The 12911-nt window shown below is 53.9% G+C and carries 12 protein-coding genes; 6 read left to right on the plus strand and 6 right to left on the minus strand.

Translation table 11 applies throughout. The features are described from left to right. Positions 1–15 precede the first annotated feature (15 nt). Together aroE and mtgA are read left to right on the plus strand one after the other, a co-directional pair. Entirely contained in the window at positions 16–837 is an 822-nt protein-coding gene (aroE, locus tag FFS57_RS17780) for a shikimate dehydrogenase (protein WP_137939161.1), read from the plus strand. Further along, the gene (mtgA, locus tag FFS57_RS17785) at positions 834–1520 is read left to right on the plus strand and encodes a monofunctional biosynthetic peptidoglycan transglycosylase (RefSeq protein WP_137939162.1); all 687 of its coding nucleotides are present in this window, start codon (positions 834–836) and stop codon (positions 1518–1520) included. Before aroE ends, mtgA begins: the two co-directional genes overlap by 4 nt. On the opposite strand, the gene FFS57_RS17790 is transcribed toward mtgA, so the two are convergent. Then, on the minus strand, positions 1508–2038 hold the full coding sequence (locus tag FFS57_RS17790) for a GNAT family N-acetyltransferase (protein WP_137939163.1): 531 nt from the start codon (positions 2036–2038) through the stop codon (positions 1508–1510). The two genes, mtgA and FFS57_RS17790, sit on opposite strands and share 13 nt — an antisense overlap. 115 nt (positions 2039–2153) lie before the next feature. Here FFS57_RS17790 and FFS57_RS17795 point away from each other — a divergent pair, with 115 nt between their 5' ends. Further along, entirely contained in the window at positions 2154–3128 is a 975-nt protein-coding gene (locus FFS57_RS17795) for an MBL fold metallo-hydrolase (RefSeq protein WP_249384055.1), read from the plus strand. A 198-nt stretch (positions 3129–3326) separates the two neighbouring features. On the opposite strand, the gene polA is transcribed toward FFS57_RS17795, so the two are convergent. Continuing rightward, entirely contained in the window at positions 3327–6053 is a 2727-nt protein-coding gene (gene polA, locus FFS57_RS17800; RefSeq protein ID WP_137939165.1) for a DNA polymerase I, read from the minus strand. A 15-nt stretch (positions 6054–6068) separates the two neighbouring features. Between polA and FFS57_RS17805 the strand changes: the two genes are divergently transcribed. Together FFS57_RS17805 and FFS57_RS17810 are read left to right on the plus strand one after the other, a co-directional pair. Then, positions 6069–6797, plus strand: coding sequence for an LOG family protein (locus FFS57_RS17805; protein WP_137939166.1), 729 nt, complete (start codon positions 6069–6071; stop codon positions 6795–6797). Between the two features lie 125 nt (positions 6798–6922). Continuing rightward, positions 6923–7162, plus strand: a complete 240-nt coding sequence (locus FFS57_RS17810) for a DUF2782 domain-containing protein (protein ID WP_249384057.1) — start codon at positions 6923–6925, stop codon at positions 7160–7162. Here FFS57_RS17810 and FFS57_RS25280 read toward each other — a convergent pair. Both FFS57_RS25280 and FFS57_RS17815 read right to left on the minus strand, forming a co-directional pair. Further along, a complete protein-coding gene (locus tag FFS57_RS25280; RefSeq protein WP_171014040.1) occupies positions 7069–7524 on the minus strand; it encodes a hypothetical protein in 456 nt (151 codons plus the stop codon). The genes FFS57_RS17810 and FFS57_RS25280 overlap by 94 nt on opposite strands. A 60-nt stretch (positions 7525–7584) precedes the next feature. Further along, a complete protein-coding gene (locus FFS57_RS17815) occupies positions 7585–8064 on the minus strand; it encodes a hypothetical protein (protein WP_137939168.1) in 480 nt (159 codons plus the stop codon). A 287-nt stretch (positions 8065–8351) separates the two neighbouring features. Here FFS57_RS17815 and FFS57_RS17820 point away from each other — a divergent pair, with 287 nt between their 5' ends. Continuing rightward, a complete protein-coding gene (locus tag FFS57_RS17820; protein WP_137939169.1) occupies positions 8352–9884 on the plus strand; it encodes a sigma 54-interacting transcriptional regulator in 1533 nt (510 codons plus the stop codon). Between the two features lie 12 nt (positions 9885–9896). On the opposite strand, the gene FFS57_RS17825 is transcribed toward FFS57_RS17820, so the two are convergent. Both FFS57_RS17825 and FFS57_RS17830 read right to left on the minus strand, forming a co-directional pair. Further along, positions 9897–10499 (minus strand): hypothetical protein, encoded by a 603-nt coding sequence (locus tag FFS57_RS17825; RefSeq protein WP_137939170.1) that lies wholly within the window; start codon positions 10497–10499, stop codon positions 9897–9899. Beyond that, entirely contained in the window at positions 10496–12682 is a 2187-nt protein-coding gene (locus tag FFS57_RS17830) for a serine/threonine-protein kinase (RefSeq protein ID WP_137939171.1), read from the minus strand. The genes FFS57_RS17825 and FFS57_RS17830 overlap by 4 nt, the downstream gene beginning before the upstream one ends. Between the last annotated feature and the right edge of the window lie 229 nt (positions 12683–12911).

Genomic DNA, 12911 nt, shown 5'->3' on the forward strand with positions numbered 1-12911 from the left:
TAAATTGCCTGAGCCATGTCTGACCGCTATGTTGTTATCGGCAACCCCGTTGCCCACAGCAAATCCCCGTTGATTCATGCCTGCTTTGCCAAGCAGTGTCATCAGCAATTGGTATATGACCGGTTGCAACCAGCACAGGATGGCTTCAGTCCGGCAGTATTCGAGTTGATTGCTGGTGGAGCCAAAGGAGCCAACGTCACGGTACCTTTCAAACAGGATGCGTGGCGGCTGGCGACCAGCCTGAGTGAGCGCGCCACAGTGGCGGAAGCGGTCAATACATTGAGTTTCAAACAGGGTGAAATTGTCGGGGACAATACTGATGGCGTGGGCCTGACAAGGGACATTGTGGATAACCTAGGCATCAACCTGGTAGGTAAACGGGTGCTGTTGTTGGGGGCGGGTGGAGCCGTGCGTGGCGTATTGTTGCCGTTGCTGGCTTTAGCGCCGGCTCAACTGGTAATTGCCAATCGTACGATTGACAAGGCTACGGTGCTGGCGAGGCAGTTTAGTGCTTATGGTGATGTGGTCGGTGGGAGCTATGTGGATCTGGCGGGACAGTCTTTTGATGTGGTCATCAATGGGACTTCGGCGAGCTTGAGTGATGCGTTGCCGCCGGTGCCAGCGGGCGTATTCGCATCGGGTAGCCTGGCTTATGACATGATGTATGGCAAGGCGCTGACACCGTTTTTGTACTTTGCACAAAGTCAAGGGGTCGCCACGCTGGCCGATGGGCTGGGCATGCTGGTGGAGCAGGCTGCTGAAGCGTTCATGATCTGGCGCGGGGTTCGTCCACAAACGGCACCAGTGCTGCAGATGCTACGGGAACAAATGGTATGAGGCTGATTGGCCGCATACTGCTATTCTTGCTGATTGTGGTTTTGGCTTATCAGCTATGGTTGTTTGGTCATGTATGGTGGTGGGTGGAACACAATCCAACGGCATCGGCTTTTATGGAAGAACAACGTGCCAAGTTGCAGGAAGAAGACCCGGACGCAGATTTGCGTTACCAGTGGGTAGATTATGAGCGGATATCACCCAACCTGAAGCGTGCGCTGGTTGCCAGTGAGGATGCCAAATTCCTGGATCATGAAGGTTTTGACTGGGAGGGCATTCAGACTGCTTGGGAAAAGAACCTTAAAAAAGGCCGGATCGTGGCAGGGGGCTCGACCATCAGCCAGCAGCTGGCCAAGAATCTATTTCTGTCTTCCAAGAAAACCCCATGGCGTAAAGCGGAAGAAGCTGTGATCACGTTGATGTTGGAACAGATGATGACCAAGCGTCGCATCTTCGAGATTTACTTGAACGTGATCGAATGGGGAAATGGTGTCTTTGGTGCTGAAGCGGCGGCACAGCACTATTTCAAAACCAATGCCAGCAAGCTGGGGGCGGGGCAGGCTGCCAAGCTGGCGGCCATGGTTCCCAATCCACGATACTACGACAAGAACCGTAGCGATCGGAAACTGTTGCGCAAGGCTGCCATTATTCAGCGGCGGATGTGGGCTGCAGACTACCCTGCCTGAGGTGCCTCGCTATTGAGTTTTTTCTCAAAGAACAGGGCTTGGCCCATGGCCGGGTCCAGACCATAGGGTTCAAATCCTGCACGCTGGTATAGCAGACGGGCACCGTGATTGCCCTCCAGTACCTCTAGTGTCAACTTGCAGCAACCCCGTGTCTGTGCCACTTGCTCAGCAGCTTCCAGTAGTTGTTGTGCAATACCTTGACCACGACAGGATTCGTGTACTACGACATCGTGAACATTCAACAAAGGGCGTGCCGCAAACGTCGAGAATCCTTCAATCAGATTGATGAGCCCGACGGCACAGCCATGTCGATATGCCAGAATGCCTACAAAGTCGGTTCTTGTACGCAACCGTTCCACAAGATGTGCCTTGGCATACAGTGACAGGCCATCGCCCCCACCCATTGGGTCGTGTGCATAGTGGTCTAGCAGTGCCAGAAAGTCGCGTGCATGATCGTTGTTATCAAAATCGACGGTGAGGAGCAAAGTGTCGGCAGATTGGGAATGCAATGTCGGCATCGTAGTCGCTGGCCAATTCGGTAATGGTGACCGAACAGTTTAAGAGTTGCATGCTTGGATGTCGATGCAGCCCAGTGAAAGGTACAAGGTGGGTATTCGTTTTCAAATTCTCGGCATGCCCGAGACCGATAATGCGCTATTGGTGTATGTGGATAGCGGGCAGGGCATGGACCGTTTGCTGTTCGATTGTGGGGATCGCTGCTTGGAAGGCTTGTCCTACGGCGAGATTCAGGCCATTGATCAATTGTTCTTCTCGCACCTTCATATGGATCATGTGAGCGGATTCGATAATTTTTTCCGGTGTGTTTTCAATCGCACCAACAAGTCCAATCGCATCTGGGGCCCGCCCGGTGCGGCGGCAGTTCTGCAACATCGTTTCCAGGGCTTTTTGTGGAATTGGGTGGATCATATGAGTTCGCAATGGCGGGTGTCAGAGATCCATCCGGACGACATTCGTACTTGGCGTTATGAGACCAGTGAAGCTTATGCCAATGCTTATCCCGAGCTGGTCGCCCCAGGCGGTTTGCAATGTTGGGATGGCGGTAACTACGTCGTCGAAGCGATCGCGATGGATCATCGTGCGCCGACCATGGCCTATGTGGTGCGTGAAAAGCCGCGTTACAACGTGGACACCACCAAAATGGCTGCATTGGGCCTGCCTTCCGGGGTGTGGCTGAAAACCCTCAAGGATATGACCCAGACTGGCGAGGTGATGATTGCAGGCCAGTCGCATTCACTGGATGTATTGCGACAGGATTTACTGCAGACCGTGCCGGGTGACGCGATTGCTTATCTGACAGACTTCCTGTTGGATGACGCAGCGATTGATCGGTTGGTACCGTTTTTGAAAGACTGCAAATGGGTGGTGTGTGAAAGTCAGTATCGGCATATTGATGCAGAGCTGGCGAAGCGCAATTTCCACATGACGACCACGTGGTCAGCCAAATTGGCGGCAAAAGCGGATATCGGTGAACTGGTGCTGTTCCACTTGTCCAATCGGTACCCCAAGAACGAATGGCCAGAAATGTTGGCGGAAGCCCAGGCGATTTTCCCGAGAACCCGTTTTCCAGAAAATTGGCAGATTGAGTAAGAACCTGTTCAAGGCCTGTGATGAGTGCGCACTAGCGATGTGAAGCGTAGCGCAGAAACTGTAGTGTATGTGTGATACATGAGAATGTTGAGCAGTACATGCGCCCCGATCATGGTCACGCAGTAAGACATTGAACAGATGCTAAGAAAAAGGCCGCAGGGCAGGGGTGGCCTGCCACTGCGGCCTGATGTCGCCAGATCAGTGTGCCTCTTCCCAGCTTTGACCTACGCCAGCTTCTGCCACCAGCGGTACTTTCAGGTCGGCTACACCAGCCATCAGTTCCGGTAACCGCTGTTTGACTAGTTCCAGTTCCTGATCTGGCACTTCCAACACCAGTTCATCGTGTACCTGCATGATGATACGGGTAGCCAGCTTGTCAGCCTCAATCCAATCCTGCACCGCAATCATCGCCAACTTGATCAGATCTGCTGCAGTGCCCTGCATGGGTGCATTGATTGCGGCCCGTTCTGCCCCTTGGCGGCGCATGGCTTGGGATGCATAGATGTCCGGTAGCCACAGGCGGCGTCCGAACACGGTTTCCACATAGCCTTGCTGCTTGGCAGTTTCACGGGTGCGATCCATGTAGGCTTTCACGCCTGGATAGCGGGCAAAGTAACGGTCGATATACATCTGCGCCGCGCTGCGTTCGATTTCCAGTTGCGCAGCCAAGCCAAAGGCCGACATGCCATAAATCAGGCCAAAGTTGATGGCCTTGGCGTAACGGCGTTGTTCGCTGGTGACTTCCTGCAGACTAAGGCCGAATACTTCCGCCGCTGTGGCACGGTGAATATCCTCGCCATGGGCAAAGGCAGCCAGCAGATTTTCGTCACCAGACAGGTGTGCCATGATGCGCAATTCAATCTGCGAATAGTCAGCCGAAATCAGGTGATGACCGGGTGAAGCCACGAATGCTTCGCGAACCCGACGGCCTTCAGCCGTACGCACCGGAATGTTCTGCAGATTGGGGTCGTTACTGGCCAGTCGACCTGTCACGGCCACCGCCTGGGCATAGTTGGTATGCACACGGCCAGTCTGCTGATTGATCATCAACGGTAGCTTGTCAGTGTAAGTTGATTTCAGCTTGGACAAGCTCCGGTGTTGCAGAATCAACTTGGGCAGCGGGTAATCTTCTGCCAGCTTCTCCAACACGTCTTCATCGGTAGAGGGCGCGCCTTTAGGGGTTTTCTTGACCACAGGCAATTGCAGACGCTCGAACAGAATCTCACCAATCTGTTTGGGCGAGCCCAGATTGAATGGCTGGCCTGCTGCCTCGTGCGCTTTGGCTTCCAGGTTTAAAATGGCTTGACCCAGTTCGTGGCTTTGTTGTGCCAGCTTTTTGTTGTCAATCAACACCCCGTTGCGCTCAATCTTGAACAGCACTTCACGCACTGGCATCTCGATTTTTTCGTAGATGAAGCGAATCTTGTCGTCCAACTGTGGGTACAGCGCCTGATGCAATTGCAGGGTGATATCAGCATCTTCCGCGCTGTAACGGGTGGCCGTGTCGAGATCGACTTCGTCGAAGCCAATCTGTTTTGCGCCTTTCCCACATACCTCTTCATAGGTGATGGTTTTCACGCCCAGATGGCGCATGGCCAAGTCATCCATATTGTGCGTCTTATGGCTTTCCAGCACATAGGACTGCAGCAGCGTGTCATGCTCGATACCACGTAGGGTGATGCCGTGATTGGCCAACACATGCTGATCATATTTCAGGTTCTGCCCGAGCTTTTTCTTCTCCGGGTTTTCCAGCCAGGACTTCATTTTGGCCAGAACCAGCTCGCAAGAGAGTTGTTGTGCCACACCCGGCGCGCGATGAGCGACCGGGATGTAAGCTCCTTCGTTCGGGCTGATGGATAGGCTGATGCCTACCACTTTGGCCAGCATCGGCTCCAGACTGGTAGTTTCCGTATCGATGCAGGTCAGGGTAGCTGTTTCCAGCTTGGCCAACCAAGCATCCAATTGGGCTTCGGTCAGCACGGTGTCGTAATGCCGTTCTGCCGGTGCATCAAATGCAAAGTCGGTTTGTTCCGGTACAGTGCTGCTGGGCGTTGGAGCGGGGGCAGTGGTGTTAGTCGCGGTTGCTTTCAGTTCACGTAACCAGGTCTTGAATTCGTAACGGGTGAACAGATCCAGCAAGACTGCATTGTCCCGTTCACGCCAGGCTAAATCCTCAGGGCCCATTGGTAATTCAACATCGCACTTGATGGTGACCAGTTTGCGGCCCATTGGTAGCCAGTCCAAAGTATCGCGCAGGTTCTGACCGACAACGCCGCCAATCTTGTCAGCATGGGTGATGATGTTGTCGAGCGAACCATATTCTGCCAGCCACTTGACGGCAGTCTTTGGGCCCACTTTGGGCACGCCCGGTACGTTATCGACTGTATCGCCAATCAGGGTCAGATAATCGACAATCCGTTCCGGTGTGACGCCGAATTTGTTGTTCACACCCTCAACGTCCAGCGTCTCTTCCGTCATGGTGTTGACCAGGGTGACATGTTCGTTCACCAACTGGGCCATGTCCTTGTCGCCGGTAGATACGATGGTTTTGATGCCATTTTTCCAGGCTTGTTCAGACAAGGTGCCGATGACATCGTCGGCTTCCACGCCATCGATCATCAGCAGGTTGAAACCCAAGGCTTTGACGGCAGCGTGGACCGGTTCGATCTGGCTACGCAGATCATCCGGCATGGGCGGGCGATTGGCTTTATATTCGGGATACCAATCATCGCGGAAGGTCTTTCCTTTTGCGTCGAAAACGCAGGCGCTATAATCGGCTTGTACCTCCCGCTGCAGTTTGCGCAGCATGTTCACCACACCATATAAGGCGTTTGTGGGCTCACCGGCCGAGTTGCGTAAATTTTGTATGGCGTGAAATGCGCGATACAAATACGATGAGCCGTCTATCAGCAGTAGCGTTTTCATAGAAGAAGAATAGTTATGAGCCTGACCGAGAAATTACCCAAAATCGAAGATCCGGGTGTGCTTGCGCAAAGTTACCGGGCGCGGGAATCGTGGCGTGTATTTGAAATCATGGCCGAATTTGTTGAGGCGACCGAGCGCCTGCAGGCGATTCAACCTGCCGTCAGCATCTTCGGCAGTGCCCGCACCCCGCGAGACCACCCATATTACAAGCTCACCGAAGAAATCGCACGTTTGCTGTCCGATGCGGGCTTCTCGGTGATATCCGGTGGTGGCCCTGGCATCATGGAGGCAGCCAACAAAGGCGCCTATTATGGCAAAAGTCCTTCTGTCGGCCTGAACATCCAATTGCCGCATGAACAGCACGCCAATCCATATCAGGATGTGTCCCAGACCTTCCGTCACTTTTTTGCACGTAAGGTCATGTTCGTCAAGAATGCAACCGCTTATGTGGTGATGCCGGGTGGCTTTGGTACGCTGGATGAGCTGACCGAGGCATTGACACTGATCCAGACCGGAAAATCGCGCAAGATGCCCATCATTCTGGTTGGCAGTGCCTTCTGGGGTGGCTTGATCGAATGGTTCAAGGCAAGGCTGGCTGGCGAGGGCATGATCAATCCAGTCGATCTGGATTTGATTCAGGTAATCGATGAGCCGAAAGCGGTGATCGATGCCATCTTCAAGTTCTATGAGACCCGCGGTTTCGAGATGTCTCCGACGGAACGCGAGATGCAGTTCAGCCTCTAACCTGTGTTACCGCATTAGGAAAATCAATGAAACGCGCATTTGCAGTGGCCGTGTTGGCCATATTGGCCAACAGTACCTGGGCCGCGCCTCCGGCTCAGGATAGCAAGATTCCGCCCCCACCCCCCATGCCGGAAAAATCGGCGAAGGACGACACCGTACAGGCTGAGCCACAGGTCACAATTATCAAGAAGGCTGATGAGGTCATTTCGGAATATCGTCTCAACGGTAAGTTATACATGATCAAAGTCACGCCACGAGGCGGCCCAACCTATTACATGGTTGATGAGACAGGCAATGGGCAAATGGTGCGTCGAGAAGGGGAACCGGCTCTCAAGCCACCAATGTGGGTGCTGTTTACATTCTGATTCGGTTCCAGAATGGTTTGCAGGTCTACGCGAAAATTCAACGGTGTGCCGGTGATTTCAAAGACTGCCGTCATGCCGTTGGGTGCGTAACGCACGGGTGGCCCGGCTTGCTCTGAACCCCATACGGCGCTGACAATGGGGCGAATCCAGTCGCTGATTTCCAGTGGTTGCTCGCCAAATTGCAAGGTTTCCAGATCTATGGCGCGAAACTGACTATACAGGATGTTGCCAGAGGTGCCGGCCTCTGGTTGTTGTGCATTGTAGGGCTGCTGTATACGGAAACTCGTTACCAAACTGCCACGATTGATGCAAACAACGTGTTGAACGAAAACGAGTTTCATGTTTTCGATGATCGACGACATAATGGGCTCCAGAGAAATGCGTAACCGGGTCAAATCGCGTTGCCCCGGCGTAAGGTTCGGTTAATGCAAAACGGAATCGGGGTCGCTGATTGTCAGACCATCCAGTCGTTCCAGTGCATTCCAGTCCAAAGTGTCATCAGCGTCTTCACAACACAGCAGGTGCAGCATGCTTTCATTCAGCTCACTCATCAGTTCACGTAAATCCACTTGCCAGTCGCTTCTCAAGCGGGCGTAGCACCGGGTCTGTAGATTGATGAGTACGCAAGGCAGTCTATCGTCGCCAGCCAGGTGCAAATTGGGGCCATCGTCATGGGATTTGGCCAGGCCTTTTCCCGATAACGTCGCCAGTCCTGTGAAAATGCGGCTGATCGATTCGATATCACGTGGGTTCAGTCGAATGGCATGCAGGGCGTTGATGGCGGCGCTGACGGGCAACAGGCAACCTGGTTCGCCCCAATACACAACCTCGCTATGATTGGGTGGCGTGAATTTGTCTTCATCATGCCGATCACCATGGCATAACAGGATGTAATTTCCCATGATTGCTTCCTCTGTCGGTTTGGAACCTGTTCACCAGTTCGGCTGAGTCGATTGGCTGCCTGGTGGAAAAGCATTCCGTTGATATGGGCTTGTCCCGCCCTGGATTGCCCTGCTGTTATCGGCCGAGCATCGGGCTTTGCGCTTTGCTCTTCCTATATCAAGTTCCATGCCAGGGGAAAATCGTTGAAAATGGCGGTTTTCCGGTGCTTGACGTGTCAAATTGACATGTCGACGCCCATTTTTTACACGTGGTTTGTAAACTCCCTGTCAGACGAAAGTACGCCACTGTGATCGAACACGACAACGACAGTACGTTGACTTCCCCAGTGCTGAATTTGGGTAACAGCCTGGGCTTTGTGCTGGGCATGACCGTTTTGTGGCATACAGATCCGGCAATGATCGGTGCGCAGTGGGTTGCGTCAGCGGGTCATGGGCCGATTACCCTCAATCGTTTTGCCCCGCTGTTTTTACCGGTTGATCAAATGACGGCGCTACCACTTGGGCATCAGGGCGTCAGTCGTGCGCCGACCATGTTGATGTTCACCGTAACTGGCGCACTGCAGGTTTTGCCACCAGATAGTCGCATGCTGATCGAACTGGATGGGGTTGCCATCTCGGGACCTACCGAGCTGACGCCTGATCATCTTGAACGTGGTGTGGTATTGGGGTTGGGGGGCGTGGTGCTGTTGTGTCTGCATCGTGTCATGACACTACCCAGGCGCGGGCTGGCAACTGAACTGATTGGCGTCGGTAGTGCCATGACCCGGGTTCGGGAGTTGGTAGCACAGGCTGCTGGTACTGATCTGCCAGTGTTGTTGCTGGGCGAAACGGGTTCCGGTAAGGAGGTGGCGGCACGTGCTATCCATCGCTTGAGTCGTCGTCGGGACAAACCGATGGTCAGTGTTAATATGGCCACGTTGAGTGAATCGCTGGCAGCAGCAGATCTATTCGGTGTCACCAAAGGGGCATATACCGGCGCCCAGTCTCAGCGACCAGGTTTGTTTGCGGAAGCAGGCGAAGGCACGTTGTTTCTGGATGAGATTGGCGATACCCCCAGTACAGTGCAACCGATGCTGTTGCGGGTGCTGGAAACCAGCGAGTATCGGCCGTTAGGCGCTACCAGGAATGAAGTCAGCCGGGCTCGCCTGATCGCTGCCACGGACAGGCGACTCGGGCCGGACTCATTCAACCAGCCTTTGTTGCGAAGGCTGGAAGCGTTGGTGATTCATATTCCGCCGTTGCGGGCAAGGCGGGAAGATATGGGGGTATTGATTCACCACCTGTTGGCGCAATGGCAAATCAAAACCGGCGCTTCAGCCAAATTGCCAATCAGTTTCATCACCGAACTGTGTTGTTACGATTGGCCAGGTAACGTAAGGCAGCTGGCACATGTGCTACAGAATGCCGTATTGACTTGTCAACGTGGCGAATGGCCAAGGTTGCATGATCTGGCAGGTGATGCTGATCGATGGTATCCGGTGCAACTTGCATTGACTCCAACCCCCGTACCAATGCCAGTGCAAGCTGCTCCTACCCGGCAAGCACCGTCTACCCTGACGGATGCGCAAGTCGTCGCGGCACTTGACCGGTCGGGCTGGCGTATTCGGGCTGCTGCAGTGTTACTGGGAATCTCCAGGCCGTCTTTGTATGCTTTGATCGAATCCAACAAACTGATTCGTCAGCCGGATGCGATAGGCCTGGAAGAATTGCGTGCGGCCCTGTTGGCGGCGGATGGGGATATCGACCAATGTGCGGCGCAACTGAAAACCCCAAGGGAAGCCCTGCGCAGGCAGCTGAAGCTGCAGGGCTTGCTGGGCTGAACTGTCGACCCATCAGCGATGGGTGCCGCTACCTACCTCGCTTTCCGGGTCAAAGCTGAATACGCGGCACTCTGGGCCAAGTGGGGGCCCATTTTTGATGTGACGGGTGATGTTGACGTTGATCAAAAATGAGAGCTCCCAGAACCCGTTTTTTTCCACAATAGGCAACTGCTTTTGATATGTTCTCGTGATTCTTAGATAACGATCACGCTCACCAGACCAATCGCTGCTGGTTGCCCAGCTCGTATTCTGAGTATCGAGCATGGTGATGGAACCACTGTTCGCAATCAGGGAAGGGGTTTCGGAAATCCGGTCACCATCGTTGTCGCGGTAGGGGCCGGATGGACGTGCGATGAAGGCACATTGGGTGATCTCGAAATCAAAGCTTTCAATTTCGACAGGCTTGCCATTCACCACGCAATATTGAAAGCTGCCGGCAGTGACTTGAAGCTTGATCAACTCATCCTGGATCAGCTTCAGGGTGCCAGCAGCGCGCCCCCTGGTATGAAAAGCGTCACGGTGTGAAGGTGATTCAACGTGCCAGACAAGGTTCTGCGTGTTCTGGTTGATGTCAAATGTAACGGAAAACAAAGCGGGCCTGGTTTCTGGGGTCATGGTGTTCTCTCGGTTAACATACGTTGATATGCGCTGTCACGACGTAGCGCGATGAAATCCGGTTCCGCTTCAATCAGCGAATCCGGGTACCCAAGTGCTCGTGCCTGGTGGAGTGTTTGCAAGGCTGTTGTCCGTAGTCCCAGTAATTCATAGGCCAATGCTGCACGGAAATGTACATCGGCATTGCGCGGGGCGTTGGCCAGTGCTTTGTCGATACGTTGCCGAGCTTGCTTCGCTTGCCCAAGTCTTGCGTCATACAAGGCTGCACGAGATATCAAAGTCACCTCATTGGGCGAACGTTGCAGCAAGGGGGCGATGAGCTGGCTGGCACGCTGATACGCCTTTTTCGAATCGCCCTCCCGACCAGGTACCCATCGTAGCGCATCCCCAAGATTAGCCCATTTCAAATAGTTGTTCGGGCTTCCTTTGTTACCTGATACGGCATGTTCAAATGCTGTGGCCGCGCCCAGGTAATCACCTTTGGCAAACAATGCAGTACCCAGATTGCTGTAAAGCCTGCCACTAGGGCGGATTTGCAGGCCTTGTTGCAGAATTCGCAAGGCTTCATCCAGTCGATTCTGCCGGACCAGTGCTGCATTGAGGTTGGCATAGGCATAAACGGCATCCGGCTGCAAAGCAATGCTGCGCCGAAATGCAAGCTCAGCAGCTGCGTAGTTGGCTTGTCGATAGCGTAGTGTCCCCAGAATATCGAGAAATACTCTTTCCTTGGGGTAGGTCTGCATGGCATGTTCAAGTGTGGCTTCTGCCTCGGTATGGCGCTCCATTTCAATCAGCAGATTGGCCTTGGCGTCCAATGCCTGCTGATTGGCAGGATCAAGGGATAGGGCTCTGCCCAGTACTTGCAAGGCCACATCGGGTTGGCCTTGAAGGCTCAGTACCCTGGCATGGGCAACGTGGGCCAGCGCCAGTTGGTCATCACTACGCATGGCGAGCTGTGCGCTGATCGCTGCTTGTTTCAACCAGACTTCATCCTGCCCATCGCCGACATAACGCAGTACATAAGCAAGTGCCAGCCAAGCGGCGGCGGCTGCATGATTGGGGGAGTTTGTCAAAACGGCCTTGAAATGACCAATGGCTTCATCCAGCGCACCGTCACGATCAAACCGGTTCATGGCTGCCTCGCCCATCGACAGGTGATCGGCCGTTGTCATTGGTGGTGCAGGTAAGGCGGTGGTCGGCTGATTTGACAGGTGCTGAGGCCAGACGGCAATTACTATGGCGATGCCGATTGCCAATGGTGTCGCCCAGAGCAGGTGTGTCAGCCAGTGTGGAAGGGTTCGACCAGTTTTGACTGTTGGGGTTTCAAGTTCTACATGAGAACCGGGTTGCAGGACCAGTGCAATGTGTTGTCGCACCGCTGCCATGGTAGAGAGGCGTGTTGCGGGGTCTTGGGCTGTCATTGCCCGTATCAAACTGATCAGACCTGCGGGTAAATCATTTGGTAGGGGCCAATTGGCACTGTCAGTATAAATTCGGGCGGAGGCCAGGGCGAAACCATTCAGCTCTGCAAATGGCCGGTGGCCGCATATTAGCTCATATAACACCATACCCAGTGCAAAGATGTCACAACCTGCATTGGCACGTTGTCCCAGCAGTTGTTCGGGTGCCATATAGGCTGGGGTACCTAGTGGAACTTGAGTAAAACTGGTTTGTGTCTGTAGTGGGTCAATCTGGCGGGCAATGCCAAAGTCCAGGATGCGGATGGTGCCGCTGGGTTCCTGCATCAGGTTGGAGGGTTTGATGTCTCCGTGAACCAAACCAGCAGCATGGGCTTCGGTCATGGCGATGGCGATCTGGTCGATCATAGTCAATGCCGCTGCTGCGGGTAGCACACCTGCTTCAATCACCTGACGCAAGGTTTGGCCCGGTACCCGCTCCATGACAATGGCAGGTACGCCATCCAACGTGGCCACCGCGAAAATTTTCACAAATGCTGCGTGGTGCAGCTGTGCTGCCAACCGTGCTTCTCGCAACAGCTTGTCTGTTTCGTCCGGACCGCTGGTCTTCAGCAGTTTGACAGCCACTTCGCGATGCAACTGTACGTCCCAAGCAACATAGACCTCGCTGAAGCCACCTTCGCCAAGTTTGTCTCGGAGTTCATATTGTCCACCCAGGCTACCTGTCAATAATGTGCCGGTGGTTGTATCAAGCGAGTAGTGCAATCCAATGCCCCTTACGACGGCGGTTGGTTGTGTTTATTGTTTGATTGCAGTCTGTAGCTTTGTCGTCACGCCCTTAGTAGCCGGGATGATAAATACTCAATGTGATGCAGGTTCGCCCGTGCAGATCATCGCCTACACTCCAATTATCCTTGGTGGGTATGGGTGGGCGTCAAGAATGTATGCGTTTCTGAACATGCGGTGGCGAATTCCTATGCGTTTTTGCATGTGT

The organism is Chitinivorax sp. B, from assembly GCF_005503445.1.
GTDB lineage: Bacteria > Pseudomonadota > Gammaproteobacteria > Burkholderiales > SCOH01 > Chitinivorax.

What these genes read in the sequence shown, in the direction of transcription:
- FFS57_RS17805 (WP_137939166.1), top strand. Translation starts at nt 6,069, where the DNA reads ATGAGCCTGACCGAGAAATTACCCAAAATCGAAGATCCGGGTGTGCTT.
- FFS57_RS17790 (WP_137939163.1), bottom strand. Translation starts at nt 2,038, where the DNA reads ATGCCGACATTGCATTCCCAATCTGCCGACACTTTGCTCCTCACCGTC.
- FFS57_RS17810 (WP_249384057.1), top strand. Translation starts at nt 6,923, where the DNA reads ATGCCGGAAAAATCGGCGAAGGACGACACCGTACAGGCTGAGCCACAG.
- aroE (WP_137939161.1), top strand. Translation starts at nt 16, where the DNA reads ATGTCTGACCGCTATGTTGTTATCGGCAACCCCGTTGCCCACAGCAAA.
- mtgA (WP_137939162.1), top strand. Translation starts at nt 834, where the DNA reads ATGAGGCTGATTGGCCGCATACTGCTATTCTTGCTGATTGTGGTTTTG.
- FFS57_RS25280 (WP_171014040.1), bottom strand. Translation starts at nt 7,524, where the DNA reads ATGTCGTCGATCATCGAAAACATGAAACTCGTTTTCGTTCAACACGTT.
- FFS57_RS17795 (WP_249384055.1), top strand. Translation starts at nt 2,154, where the DNA reads ATGCCCGAGACCGATAATGCGCTATTGGTGTATGTGGATAGCGGGCAG.
- polA (WP_137939165.1), bottom strand. Translation starts at nt 6,053, where the DNA reads ATGAAAACGCTACTGCTGATAGACGGCTCATCGTATTTGTATCGCGCA.
- FFS57_RS17825 (WP_137939170.1), bottom strand. Translation starts at nt 10,499, where the DNA reads ATGACCCCAGAAACCAGGCCCGCTTTGTTTTCCGTTACATTTGACATC.
- FFS57_RS17815 (WP_137939168.1), bottom strand. Translation starts at nt 8,064, where the DNA reads ATGGGAAATTACATCCTGTTATGCCATGGTGATCGGCATGATGAAGAC.